A 13554-nucleotide genomic window follows, 5' to 3' on the forward strand; every position below is an offset into this window, starting at 1 on the left:
CGCATTTTAGCGTTGTTAATCAAATTTAGTTGGCATTGTCTTTGTTGTTGGCTTATTCACTTAGCTTTTTAAAATTAAGCTAAGTGCTTATGTAAGCTACCACAGCACACAACATGAAGGTTTTGCCTAAAAGTTGACCACCTCAGCTAGAAAGTTACTACCTAGTACTAAGCCTCTTTTTTCTTATTAGAATATGAGGCTTTCTTTTATCTATATAAGTAAAATTATTTAAGTGAAACTTTTATGACTTCTCAATTATCTGTTAATTCCAATGCTTCTGTGTCGTTAGCACAACTAGAGCAAACACAAGACTTTATTCGTCGCCACATAGGGCCAGACGAAACGCAAACTCAAACTATGCTTAATGAAATGGGCGTTGAATCAGTTGATGCATTAATTGATGAAATTGTACCTAAAAACATTCGCTTAGCAGCATTGCCAGCTATTGGTAACAGTAAAACAGAAGTACAAGCTTTGGCTGATTTAAAAGCCGTTGCTAACTTAAATAAAGTAAACACATCGTATATAGGTTTAGGTTACTACGGTACATTAACGCCGAATGTGATTACCCGTAACGTATTAGAAAACCCAGGTTGGTACACAGCATACACACCTTACCAACCTGAAATTGCACAAGGTCGTTTAGAGTCACTACTTAATTATCAACAAATGTGTATAGACCTAACTGGTTTGCCATTAGCGAGTGCCTCGTTATTGGATGAAGGAACCGCAGCAGCTGAAGCTATGGCGCTGGCAAAACGTGTTTCTAAAAATAAAAAGTCTAATGTTTACTTCATCGCTGATGATGTTTTCCCACAAACTATTGACCTTGTTAAACAGCGTGCAGACATGTTCGGTTTTGACATTGTCGTAGCACCAGCAAATGAAGCTCCAGAGCATGACATTTTTGGCGCACTTATCCAATACCCAAGTGCCACAGGTGAAGTAACAGACATAAGCGAACTCATTGAAAAAATTCATGCAGTGAAAGGCATTGTTGCAGTAGCTGCAGACATAATGAGTTTAGTATTATTGAAAGCTCCTGGTGAATTAGGCGCTGATGCTGTTATTGGCTCAAGCCAACGTTTTGGTGTGCCCATGGGCTACGGTGGCCCTCATGCTGCATTCTTTACAACTAGCGACCAATACAAACGCTCATTACCGGGTAGAATTATTGGGGTGTCAAAAGACACTCGTGGTAACAATGCACTACGTATGGCAATGCAAACACGTGAACAACATATTCGCCGTGAAAAAGCTAACTCAAACATTTGTACAGCACAAGTATTATTAGCCAATATGGCGGCGTTTTATGCAGTATATCATGGCCCTAAAGGTTTAAAAACTATTGCTAGCCGTATTCACCGTTTTACTGATATTTTATGTTTAGGAGCAGCAAGTAAAGGCTTAACAGCTATGCATACCAACTACTTTGACACCCTAACTTTTAATGTAGACGCTGCTCAAAAAGAAACCGTGGTAGCGCGTGCCTTAGCTGCAAACGCTAATGTTCGTACTGATGTTGAAGGTCAAATTTCAGTGTCATTAGATGAAACAACAACACGTGAAAACATCGCCCAACTTTTTGATATTTTACTTGGCGCAGGTCACGGCTTAAACGTAAACGAATTAGATGAGCAAATAGTAAACAACGGTCATTCATCCATTCCAGCGTCATTAGTACGTGAATCTGCCATATTATCGCACCCAGTATTTAATTCCTATCACAGCGAAACCGAAATGCTGCGTTATATTAAGCGACTTGAAAATAAAGATTTAGCTTTAAATCATTCTATGATCTCACTTGGTTCATGTACCATGAAGCTTAATGCAACAGCACAAATGATGCCTGTAACATGGCCTGAATTTGCTAACATGCATCCCTTTGCACCGAAAGAGCAAGCATTGGGTTACAAAACAATGATTGACGAATTAGCCGACTGGTTAGTTGAACTAACAGGCTACGACAAAGTATCAATGCAGCCTAACTCAGGCGCTCAAGGTGAATATGCAGGTCTTATCACTATTCATAAGTATCACGAAAGCCGTGGTGATTCGCATCGTAATATCTGTTTAATTCCAGCGTCAGCTCATGGAACTAACCCCGCATCGGCGCAAATGGTGGGAATGAAAGTTGTTGTTGTTGCTTGCGATAAACAAGGCAACGTTGACATGGACGACCTAAAAACTAAAGCAGAAGAGTTGGCTGATAATCTTTCATGTATTATGATCACTTATCCGTCAACCCATGGTGTTTATGAAACAACCATTGCTGAAATTTGTGAGGTTATTCATGCCCACGGTGGCCAAGTTTACCTTGATGGTGCTAACATGAATGCACAAGTGGGTATTACCTCACCAGGTTTTATTGGTGCTGATGTATCACACTTAAACTTACATAAAACTTTCGCTATTCCACATGGCGGCGGTGGCCCAGGTATGGGGCCTATTGGTGTTAAATCGCACCTGGCACCATTTTTACCTGATCACACGCTTGTGAATATTGACGAAGCAACCGCAGGCAATGGCGCAGTAGCCGCAGCACCTTTTGGTAGTGCAGGAATATTATGTATTTCATATCTTTACATTGCATTATTGGGTAAAGAAGGGGTAACAGCAGCAACTAAATACGCAATTACTAATGCAAACTACTTAGCTACCAAGTTAAGCCAACACTACCCCATTTTATACACAGATCCAAATGGCCGCGTAGCGCATGAGTGTATTGTTGACCTACGCCCACTTAAAGAAGCCAGCGGCATAACAGAAATGGACGTAGCCAAACGTTTAATTGACTACGGTTTCCATTCGCCTACTATGTCGTTCCCTGTTGCTGGCACGTTAATGATTGAACCAACAGAATCTGAATCTAAAGTAGAATTAGATCGTTTTGTAGAAGCAATGGTTTGTATTCGTGATGAAATTCGTAAAGTAGAAGCAGGCGAGTGGACGTTAGAAAATAACCCTCTACATCATGCACCACACACCTTAGCAGATATTACCGATGCTAACTGGGACAGAGCATACAGCATAGCTGATGCGGTATTCCCCGTGCCAAGTGTAGCGAAGAATAAATTCTGGCCAACAGTAAACCGCATTGATGACGTTTACGGCGATAGAAACTTAGTGTGCTCATGCCCACCGATTGAAACGTATGTAGACTAATTAACTGTTTGATATATAATATTAAAAGCGAGCTTAGGCTCGCTTTTTGTTTGCAAGTTTAATTGAATCTAAGCAGTATGAAAATATAAAACTATAAGGGATTGTTATGACATCAGATATTAAAGACCTTAATCCCTATTTTTTTAGGTGCGTTGTTCGTTATTTTTCTTTAGTTATGTGTTGAAGTCTATTGGTATTTAGGTGTTGGCCAAATAAAGGAAGCCAGTTTAGTGGTTTTGGTAGAAATTGTTTGGGCTACATCTTTATTCTGGGCAAGTATTGCCCAGATTATTTTGTCCGTTTCTTTATGCTTACTGCAAAATTTTTTTAGATATAAAATTTAGACTCTACTGCGTGTCCACGGGGTTGTACGCAGAAATTTTAAACTTGATTTAAGATGTGGTTTATTCATAAAACAAAGGATATTAAGTAACTCACCCATTTCATCCTAACCAACTTCCTTTTTAAGTTCGGTTAGTATTTGTTCAAATTTTACGCCATGTAGTGGGTCATTACTGTTATTTATAGTCTGTTAAAAGTTTAGCTAAGATGAAAAGAGTATTCTAATAAATCTGTCAATATTTAGGAGTAAAGTCTGAAGCAAAATAAGCGGCCTAAATACCAATGCTAAAATGTGGTCATTTTAACCATTTTTTAGTTTTCGGCATTATTGGTAAAATTTTTAAAAACATATGATTTTATTTAAATTATTGAAAATTAATAAAAATAAATGTTGGCATTTCGATTGCAATCTTATAACTAACTTAACTATAGGATGACAATCATGAAAATACTTACACAAAAAATGATAAAAGCACTGACAGTAATCACATTAACTTTATCAACTATGGGTGTAGCAAATGCTACGAGTAACGTTGTTACCGCGGATGATTATGTAACATCAAAAATCTGTGTAGCTGCTGCTGGCGAAAGTAAAATTAAATTACGTAACGTAATTAAAGATTCTGGTTTAAGCAAACGTTTTGTTGTAAATAAAGTTACTTGTAACGACCAAAATATTTTAGAATTTGTACAAGAATATGGTGATAAACCAGAAGTAATGCTTAATGTATTAACTAAAGGTAAATATAATGCTAAGGTGAATATTACTGATTTAGCAGCAAACTAACGCTGAAAAATACTATTTATTTCTGAATAAAGGTTATATCGGATTTTTATGCTTTTTATTCCTGCCTTCAAAGATAATGCTTACCCACTAAGTTGTGGGTAAGCATTAAATTTATTATTGAGTGTAGGTGTTAACTTTTTAGAAATTAAAAGAAGTTATAACTTACTTGTAATTTTATTGTGCGTTGGGCGTTAAGTGTTTCTGCCGTAATACCTTGATCGCCTGTTGGTGCTCCAAGTACCGCGCCAATAGGGCCTGCAGGAGGACTACTAAATTCAACTGTTATGTTCATTATTACAAATAGAACATCAATGGGTACCAGTAGATATATTGGCTGGTGATACCATTAAAAACACACCTAACTATCTCACAATGAATTGAAATTTTAACCAATAACTTACTATTGTTTGTTGGCAAGTAAGGGATGTATGGTCATTTTCCTATTCTGGCATTCCTTATGGCACTAAAGAGGCACTTATTTTTGTCTTTTAATTAGCTAATCTAATACTGTTCTAATTTTAATCGATTCGAACATTTTATGAAGAAGATAACGCTAAGAAAGTCAATAATAAAACAACAATAGGCTCTTTATGAAACAACACATATTAAAAAAATTACAACACCATAAATCGAAACTATTAGCCAATGCTTTAATTAGTATATTGGTATATTTTTCACCTCAAACTTTGGCGGGCAGTTGGCAACAAAATGTTGCTATTGGGGGATTTAATAATGTTCATATCTACACACCTGACTCAAACTCAACTATAGGTACAGGTAAATCTTTACTGATAGTTCTACATGGTTGCGTTCAACCCATTAATAATTATCTAACTGCAAAATTAGAAGACGCAGCTGAAGCGCATGGTATGGTTATCGCGCTACCTGATGCTATGAATAAAGCGGGTTACAGTTGCTGGTCATATTGGCAAGGAACGGTATCTCGTACCTCTGGTGACTATAAAAATCTCATTAGTCTAGCCAATACCTTAAGTGGCGATAGTAGTAGAAGTATTGACCCCGACCAAGTTTATATTGCGGGTTTATCTTCTGGTGCTGCAATGTCCGCGCAAACCGCTTGTTTAGCACCCGATATTTTTGCTGGGGTTGCGCCAAGTGCTGGGCCTACCATTGGCACAAGCTCAAATGGTGCTATTACTACTTGTGAAACTGTATCAACTTCAACGTTTAAATCTCGATGTGAAGGTTATGCTGGTTCAGCTAAAAGCCATTTTGCTACACAAATAGCAGCAATAGGGCATGGCACAGCAGACACTACGGTAAACACTTGTTATAACCAGCAAAATGCTAATGGCTTTGCTACAGTTTATGGAGTTAGCCAACTGTCAGGCACGAATAATATTAGTGAAGGTGCAGGGCATACTGCTTCAGAAACCTTATGGGAAAACAACCGAGTAAGCATGCTATGGTTTGATAACTTAGATCATTCTTGGTCAGGTGGTGCTGGTGCTTCGGGCGATTATATTGCTGATGACAGTATTAATTTTGCTGATTATTTAGGTCAATTTTTTGCTGACAATAACCAACGTGTTGATCGTAATGCTGGTCCTGTTGTTAGTAATCATAGTGCTATTGAAAATAACCGTACTTTAATTATTAGTGGCAATGCTATTGATGCTGAAGGGAGTGTGTCTAATGTTGCTTTAACTGTTTATGCGTTAGATTCTGGCTTACCAGTAGTGATTGAAACGTTAAATAGCAGCGTAAATAGTAGTAATAATTTTTATAGCGTTACTACAAGTGTGTTAAATGATGGTTTATATCAAATTACGGCTATTGCAACAGATAATGAAAATAAAGCTGGTGATCCTGTTTCTATTACAACCAGAGTAGGGCCAGAGCCTCCTGCAACACCGCCTACGTTATCAGGTATTAGTGCAGCAGTTTCAGGACAATGTGCCACAATTAGTGGTGTAGTGATTGACGTTAACCAAAACCTAACCGAGGTTATTGTTAACTTTGCCAATGGCAATATCATCGCAACTCTTAACGGAAATCAATATACTGCAGAAAAATGTAGTTTACCGGGTGGCAGTAATACCGCCACAGTAACCGCTACCGATGCTAGCTCATTATCGAGCACAGACAGTGTTCAATTTACTATTGATGCGGGTGTTACTGGTGATTACAACCTTCATATTAACGAAGGACACATTACTTGGGGCAATGGTTATTCAGCCTGTTACCTTGCCTTTGGCACTGCAGATTTTACTATGCGTGAATATCCCTCGGGTACAGATCAGTGTCAGTGGATAGCCGATGGTGCGCCAAGTTGTGCTGGTTTAAGCCAAAATTGTAGCGGTGGAGGTAATGGTAATCCAGATACTGACAATGATGGCATTGCTGATAGCGCAGACAATTGTCCTAACGATATTAATGCAGATCAAGCGGATAATGATAACGACGGTATAGGCAATGTTTGTGACAGTACGCCTAATGGCGGTGTTGTTGATACTGACAATGATGGCATTGCTGATAGTGCGGATAATTGCCCAAATGATGTTAATGCAGATCAAGCGGATAACGATAACGATGGCATAGGCAATGTTTGTGATAGTACACCAAATGGTAGTTTTACTTGTACTGACATAACGTCGAGTAACTATGCCCATGTGCAAGCAAATAGAGCGACAACGAATGGTTTTTATACGTTCTCGATAGGTTCAGGAGAGAACATGGGTTTCTATAATATCTATTCTTCAACAACCTTGGCAGAAACATCAGCAAACTACTATGAAATTGGTAGTTGTCCTTAATTGTTCAACTAAATCTTGGTTAGTTATGAAATACACCACGTCTGATGGCGTGGTATTATTATGTGAGGCCGTGTTTGTTGATTTACTCGCTTAGGTTTTGTTAGCCATTAGTCACGGTATTTAACACCAAGTATTTTTTGGTCTATTGTATGTGTGACGTAGAAAACTAATAAAAGTTAAAAAGCAAGCGGATTCTTATGAGCACACATGGCCGATATTATTTTCTTTAAGCGTATCTGGACGCGGCTTTAGTAAAACCATTGTCAGTCGGGGTAAACTGCTGCTTTTTCAGGTTTTATTGTACTGGATTAAGTTTTTAAAAGTTGTGCTAGGGTTAGTATTCCTGCTTCTAATGGGCTATTTTTACGGTAAACAATTGATAGTTCAACATGTTTTGGACCAAAACTAACGGGGGTTATTGCCAAAGACTCTTCATATCGACTTCCAACCACCATATTTTTACCAATTATGGTGTAGCCTAGACCAGCTGAAACACAACCTAATATACCATCGGCACTACTCATTATCATTAGTTCATCATTATTATGGTTAGCTTCTTGTTGCCAAACTAGGGCATGATTTCTGTAGCCACAACCTTCTTCACGAACAAATAGCACGGGTTCATGTTCGCTTTCTAGTGGTGTTACCATTACGAGTTCTTCTTGAACAACGGGGATAACAATTAAGTCTTTATGTTTTGGTGCATTCCCAATAGCTGCGCAATCAACTTTATTATTAAGAACAGTAAAAACCAGCCTGTCACTGGTATCTGTGTATATTTTTGTTTTAATTTCTGAGTTATTTTGTTTAAGTTTTTTCAGTGCTAGGGGCATATGAACAGCGGCAAATGTTTCTGGCATGCCTATTCTTAATTCGTAGCTACCTTTGTTGCGTAAAATAGCAGATTTTGCTTGGTATTCTAGCTGTAAAATTTTATCTGCATATTCATAAAGCTTTTGTCCGTTGGGGGTTAATTGTAATTTACGACCCATTAGAATAAATAGTTTTGTATCGAGTTCTTTTTCAAGTTTTTTTATTCTATTGGTGATGTTTGACTGAACTGTATGCAGTTTATCAGCAGCATTTTTAATACCTACTTCATCAACAACGGCTTTAAAAGTTTTAAGTGTTAAAATTTCCATATATTTCTCATAATAAGAAGCTTTTGTTCTGAATAATTCAATTTTTAAGATTAGCAGGGCAGGGTAGACTTTGTCAGTATTATTTTAACAATAAGTGATGATAAATTGATGGAGCTAACCAAGTTTAGAGTATATTTTGCAGGTATTTGCAGTTTAATTGTAACGGCTGGTGTGGCTCGTTTTTCTTATAGTTTACTGATTCCTATAATGCAGGATGGCTCTGGTTTAACTGAGTTAGGAAGTGGCTGGTTAGCTACCTTAAACTTTATGGGATATATGTTAGGGGTTTTTATTGCTGCTAGCATGCATAATCTACAGCATAAGTATCTCTTACATCGTTTATACCTTGTGTTGGGCGTTTTAAGCACTGCAGGCATGGTACTAACAACTGACATGTTTATTTGGTCTATATTACGCTTTATTGCAGGCACCTGTGCGTCTGGGGGATTTATTATTGCATCAGGTTTGATTTTAACATGGTTGGTTCAAAATAATCATCGCGCTGAGTTAGGTATTCACTTTGCTGGTGCTGGGTTGAGTATTATTATTACGTCATTATTGGTTGAATTTATGTTAACTATTTCAGCTAATTGGCAGCAACAGTGGCTAGCTTTAGCTGTATTGGCTGCAATAGTGGCTATTCCCGCGTGGTTATGGATGCCACGCCCTTTGATTACATCTCAAAAAACTAATATGGCAAAAGATACTCCACCTAGTCAGTTATTTAAATCATTAATGATGTTAGCGTATTTTTGTGCAGGTTATGGGTATGCGGTAAGTTCTACTTTCATTGTAGACATTGTGGAGGGCACTGAAGGTCTTCAAGGTGAAGGGGGGCTAGTTTTTCTATTAATTGGATTGGCGGCAACACCAGCTGTCTTAGTGTGGGATAGAATCGCACGAAATATTGGTTATATTAAAGCGTTATTAGCTGCTTATCTTCTGCAAGTGATAGGTATAATTCTACCAGTAATAAATGATAGTTTGCCTGCTATTATCATAAGCGCCTTACTGTTTGGCGGCACTTTTATTGCTTGCGTCAGTTTAGTGTTAACCATGTCGGGAAAATTTTATCCAAGTAACCCCGCTAAGTTTATGGGGAAGATGACCTTGGCTTATGGGGGAGCGCAAATAATAGCTCCTGTTACTACAGGATATATTGCTGAAGCCTATAATAGTTATGATGTTGGACTTTACCTTTCGGCTATTGTGGTAATAATTGGCGTGCTGTTTTTACTTGGTTTATTAAAGCTTGAATGTAGCTCTGATAAGCGGAAAAACATGAATACAGCACCTAACCTTCTTATTGATTAGTTAATATTTTATGATGATTTATGTTTGATAGATCATAAATCGATAGTGCTTTTACTATATTATATTGTATAATATGTAACCATTACACTAATGTAATGAATTAATCACTTTTAAAGGAAAAGTCATGAGTAAACAGAAAAAAAAATCAGTTAACGCTGGTGTTAATAAAACTGAGCTAGGAAGAGGAAAAATAAAAGATAATTTTTTAGCTGCCATAGTCACCTCTAAACTGTATAAAATGCAGGTAGTTAAAGCTAAAAAAGGCAAAGGCTCTTACCAACGTAAAGCAAAAAATGTAAGGCGAGAGTCTTATTTAATAGCGGCTTAAGATTAGTTCTAAGTCTTTATTAAATAAAACTCTTACCTTCACTGCTAAATCATTAGTGACGTTGGTAACGTATTCATTATGAATCTTTATCAAGTTCACTAACAACCATCATCAATAATATCGTAAGCGGGTGGAATTGTTTCTGATTGTGCTTGTGTATATCTAAAGAAGCAATTATCGTCACTTACTTGATTGTTGTTATTAATATCATAGCCAATATAGACATAATCTTTTCCCTGTTCTTCAAATATTTTAGAGCCAGAGAGCTTAAAGTCGTCTGATGTTTCAACTTGTTTGTAGATTTCATGGTTGTCGATGTAAGAGTACAGTAGTCTTAAATCGGTGCCATTAAGGTCTATAGAGCCATTTCTGTCCATGTCAATATCAACTAAATCAGGCCTACCTGCTACAGGAAAGGTTACATAGCTTGGCATTTTTGACTTTAAAAAAATTAAACTATTAGCAGCCTTAGCACTAGCACTAAACTGATTTAAAACCGCTACTTTTGCATCTTTTGATAAGTTAATAAATCTAGGTAATGCCGTTACCGATAATATTCCTAAGATAACAATGACAATTACCAATTCAATTAAAGTAAAACCTTTATTACTGCTCATTGACCGTACACTAATGATGTTATTATTTAACGTTATTTACGTAAATGTTTATAAGAATTAATACACTTTAACGATTTTAATATAAAAAACAAATACTTTTAAATATTTGTTGCTGCTTATTTACGATCGGCTATTCGTATTGTGGCTTTTGTAATATGAATAGCTTCTTTTGTTCTTCCTCTCATGCTTCCTAAAGACTCGATTTTAGCTAAGCTACCGTTTATATCTGCGACAACCTCACCAAAAATAGTATGTTTTCCATCTAAAAAAGGCGTAGGTTTGAACGTTATAAAAAACTGGCTGCCGTCTGTTCCTGGGCCTGAATTTGCCATGCTCAATATACCCGCTTTGTTATGACTTTTTTCACCTGAAAATTCGCCTTCGTATTTATATCCTGGGTTGCCTGCACCAGTCCCAGTAGGATCTCCGCCTTGTGCCATAAAACCAGGGATAACTCGGTGAAAGGTTAAACCATCATAAAAGCCAAGTTTGGTTAAAAAAATTGTACTAGAAACATGCATAGGCGCTGAATCGGTATATAACTTGATGGTAAAGTCACCTTGGCTGGTTTGCAGATCCCAAAAATAGTCTTTATCTTGAGTAAAGGTAAGTAAGGGCGGGGTAGCTAAGGTTGTTTTCCAAGTAGGGTTTGTTTTATCTATTGCTTGTTTACTAATAAAGTTATTTACTTTGTTTATTGCTTGGTCTCCGCCACAACATGCGGTTAGGCTGATGGAGAATAAAACGAAAAAAATCGTTTTTATTAACTTTTTAATGGTCATAATCATTACCTTAAAAGGGGAGTTTTTAATATGTTTACGCTACTTTCTACCAAGAATTCTAAGTATGCGTAAAAATAAATTAATAATATCCATATACAATGCTGCAGCACTATCTACCGCATTATCATATGTTTTAGGAATCGCGTTTGCTCTGGCCCAATCATAGCCGATATAGCCGCAGAAAATAATCGCTACTATCCAATCTAAAATGCCATGATGCGTGTTAAATATAAAAATTTCAACTAGCTCTACTACAATCACGCAAAGTAAAGCGATAGTAAGTGCGCCTGCTATTTTATTGAAAAAGGCAGGATACATTGAGCCTAAAAGCATCATAACGAAAGTTACCATACCTGTAACTCTTATTGCTTCTAAAACAATATCTGGATTGTATTGGCTAACCACTAAATTAATAATTAACCCGAAAGGAACGACCACAAAGTTATAGCCAATAAAACTAACCATTGGGCTTTCTGATTTACCAAAAAGATAAATACCGAAAAAACACGATGCAAAATAACCAACAAAAAAGACAATTGGGTTGATACTACTGATAGATTCAACTGGAATATTAAGAACCATTAACCAGTTTATTGCAAACCCCCAAAGGAGTGTTAAACCAATAACTAGATTGTAAATTGAACCACTTATTATCTCATCATCGGTTTCTGTTCTGTTAAATACATTTACTTCCATTTTATTTCCCTATACGTTGAAATTTAAATTGTTTTACTTTGCATATCATGCCATGAAGAGTTTAAATATGCTTGTTTAAAATAGGCACTGTAGGTTTAAAAAACGTATTTTTTTGATGTGGGTTCGTCCTTTGCTGACATAGTATTCATTTGAATTTATTCTGTATTTAAAGCGCTAAAAAGTGTTTTTACACAAAAAGGAGTTAACTTTGATGAACTATGACCAACATCAGGAATAACGTGCACATCGACACGCCCATTTATTCCATAATGTTTTGCATTTTGGTTCATTTGGTTTGCCCAACTTTCTGCAAATTCAATACGAGTATTACCAATATGAGCAGGCCTTTTAGGCTGTGGTTTTGTATCTTTACTACCGATAACAATAGAAACTTTACTAGCTGCTATTGCATAGTTTCGTAAATGCCTTTTAACAGAAATATGTTTTTTAGTGCCGTCTTTCCATTGTAAAGTTTTAGATAGATTGCCAGCTCCATAAGGCCATTCACTCGCTGTAGTTGGGTAACTATATCTACCAGCGGCACTTATTACCGCTCGGATTATTTTTTCAGGATGCGTCACAATATATCTATTAACAAATTGCCCACCAGCAGAATGACCGTATAAGTAGAACTGGTGGCTTCCAGAACTTGTTTTTATTGAATATCGTTTTACTATTTGATTGACAAAATCGTCAGCAGAAGTGTGTTTTCCAAATAAATTTCGATAACCTCCAAATCCTCCACCAAGGTTACCAAAACGAGGTGTGTCAAATACAGGCGCAATTAGCAATAGATTATATTGGTCTGCGTAACGTATCCAGCGAGAAAGGTATAGCTTTGCGATATCTGCTGCATCATTATTTTTTGGGATCATTCCGTGGGCAATAACCAGTATGTTTTTAGGTGTTTTCACAGGAATATAAGCATAAAAATCACCCTCTAATGATTGCTCATAGATAATTTCAGCATTTACTGTTAATGACAAAAGCATAGCACTTAAAAATAATAGTTTACGCATAGTTATCCCGTTTTTTAGTCGTAATGGTTAGTTAGCGGATGTATATCAGATATAAATTACTATGATTTTAGTTAAAGTTTATACTACTTTTAATTTCCCTCTCTACATTAATAAATTTTATTTTCTAGTGTTTAATGTATTTATAGTGTTGAAATTTTTATTATTAATAAGGGGGGATTTTTAGCGAAACATTGGGGCAAGTTTGTGTTTGTTGATATTTGTACAAATTTTATGGAATAAGTCTTACAGAGATATAAAAACTTTGAAATTACTGACTTAAAATCACAGTAATAAAATGGTACCCGGAGCCGGACTTGAACCGGCACGCTTTTCGGCGAGGGATTTTAAATCCCTTGTGTCTACCAATTCCACCACCCGGGCATTGTTATCTTTATGACTAAAACTAAAAGATAAAGGGAGTTTTTTTTATAGTAGGACATTGGTAACCTACTTGTATAAAATTGGAGCGGCTAACGAGACTCGAACTCGTGACATTCACGTTGGCAACGTGATGCTCTACCAGCTGAGCTACAGCCGCTTCATCAAGCCTGCGTTTTTTCTAAAACAACACTGGAGCGGCTAACG

Annotated in this window: 12 protein-coding genes and 2 tRNA genes; 5 read left to right on the forward strand and 9 right to left on the reverse strand. The window is 36.7% G+C overall.

Features of this window, described 5'->3' with window-relative positions; translation table 11 throughout:
* The first annotated feature begins 243 nt into the window (after positions 1-243).
* Positions 244-3165, forward strand: coding sequence for an aminomethyl-transferring glycine dehydrogenase (gcvP, locus tag ACE1OF_RS17790; RefSeq protein ID WP_448896112.1), 2922 nt, complete (start codon positions 244-246; stop codon positions 3163-3165).
* A gap of 340 nt (positions 3166-3505) precedes the next feature.
* On the opposite strand, the gene ACE1OF_RS17795 is transcribed toward gcvP, so the two are convergent.
* A complete protein-coding gene (locus ACE1OF_RS17795; RefSeq protein ID WP_448896114.1) occupies positions 3506-3607 on the reverse strand; it encodes a VF530 family DNA-binding protein in 102 nt (33 codons plus the stop codon).
* A gap of 342 nt (positions 3608-3949) precedes the next feature.
* Between ACE1OF_RS17795 and ACE1OF_RS17800 the strand changes: the two genes are divergently transcribed.
* Entirely contained in the window at positions 3950-4294 is a 345-nt protein-coding gene (locus tag ACE1OF_RS17800; protein WP_448896116.1) for a DUF3718 domain-containing protein, read from the forward strand.
* 145 nt (positions 4295-4439) lie between these two features.
* On the opposite strand, the gene ACE1OF_RS17805 is transcribed toward ACE1OF_RS17800, so the two are convergent.
* Positions 4440-4586, reverse strand: a complete 147-nt coding sequence (locus tag ACE1OF_RS17805) for a hypothetical protein (protein WP_448896117.1) — start codon at positions 4584-4586, stop codon at positions 4440-4442.
* 298 nt (positions 4587-4884) lie between these two features.
* Between ACE1OF_RS17805 and ACE1OF_RS17810 the strand changes: the two genes are divergently transcribed.
* Positions 4885-7071 carry an extracellular catalytic domain type 1 short-chain-length polyhydroxyalkanoate depolymerase gene (locus ACE1OF_RS17810; RefSeq protein ID WP_448896118.1) on the forward strand — a complete coding sequence of 729 codons (2187 nt, stop codon included), beginning with the start codon at positions 4885-4887 and terminating at the stop codon, positions 7069-7071.
* 308 nt (positions 7072-7379) lie between these two features.
* Here the strand turns inward: ACE1OF_RS17810 and ACE1OF_RS17815 are convergent, their stop codons facing one another.
* On the reverse strand, positions 7380-8213 hold the full coding sequence (locus tag ACE1OF_RS17815; RefSeq protein WP_448896119.1) for a LysR family transcriptional regulator: 834 nt from the start codon (positions 8211-8213) through the stop codon (positions 7380-7382).
* Positions 8214-8321: 108 nt separating this feature from the next.
* Between ACE1OF_RS17815 and ACE1OF_RS17820 the strand changes: the two genes are divergently transcribed.
* Complete coding sequence (locus ACE1OF_RS17820; protein WP_448896121.1) at positions 8322-9527, forward strand: YbfB/YjiJ family MFS transporter; 1206 nt, start codon at positions 8322-8324, stop codon at positions 9525-9527.
* Positions 9528-9651: 124 nt separating this feature from the next.
* On the forward strand, positions 9652-9855 hold the full coding sequence (gene arfA / locus ACE1OF_RS17825) for an alternative ribosome rescue factor ArfA (protein WP_448896122.1): 204 nt from the start codon (positions 9652-9654) through the stop codon (positions 9853-9855).
* A gap of 98 nt (positions 9856-9953) precedes the next feature.
* On the opposite strand, the gene ACE1OF_RS17830 is transcribed toward arfA, so the two are convergent.
* The 6 genes from ACE1OF_RS17830 to ACE1OF_RS17855 all read right to left on the reverse strand — a co-directional run bounded on the left by ACE1OF_RS17830 (position 9954) and on the right by ACE1OF_RS17855 (position 13507).
* Positions 9954-10472, reverse strand: coding sequence for a type II secretion system protein (locus ACE1OF_RS17830; RefSeq protein ID WP_448896124.1), 519 nt, complete (start codon positions 10470-10472; stop codon positions 9954-9956).
* A gap of 116 nt (positions 10473-10588) precedes the next feature.
* Entirely contained in the window at positions 10589-11254 is a 666-nt protein-coding gene (locus ACE1OF_RS17835) for a peptidylprolyl isomerase (protein ID WP_448896126.1), read from the reverse strand.
* A 39-nt stretch (positions 11255-11293) separates the two neighbouring features.
* Positions 11294-11950 carry a Bax inhibitor-1 family protein gene (locus tag ACE1OF_RS17840; RefSeq protein ID WP_448896128.1) on the reverse strand — a complete coding sequence of 219 codons (657 nt, stop codon included), beginning with the start codon at positions 11948-11950 and terminating at the stop codon, positions 11294-11296.
* A gap of 155 nt (positions 11951-12105) precedes the next feature.
* Positions 12106-12969, reverse strand: coding sequence for an alpha/beta fold hydrolase (locus ACE1OF_RS17845; protein WP_448896129.1), 864 nt, complete (start codon positions 12967-12969; stop codon positions 12106-12108).
* Between the two features lie 296 nt (positions 12970-13265).
* Positions 13266-13350 (reverse strand) — tRNA-Leu (locus ACE1OF_RS17850).
* Positions 13351-13431: 81 nt separating this feature from the next.
* Positions 13432-13507 (reverse strand) — tRNA-Gly (locus ACE1OF_RS17855).
* Positions 13508-13554: the final 47 nt, after the last annotated feature.

This window comes from Colwellia sp. E150_009, assembly GCF_053543955.1.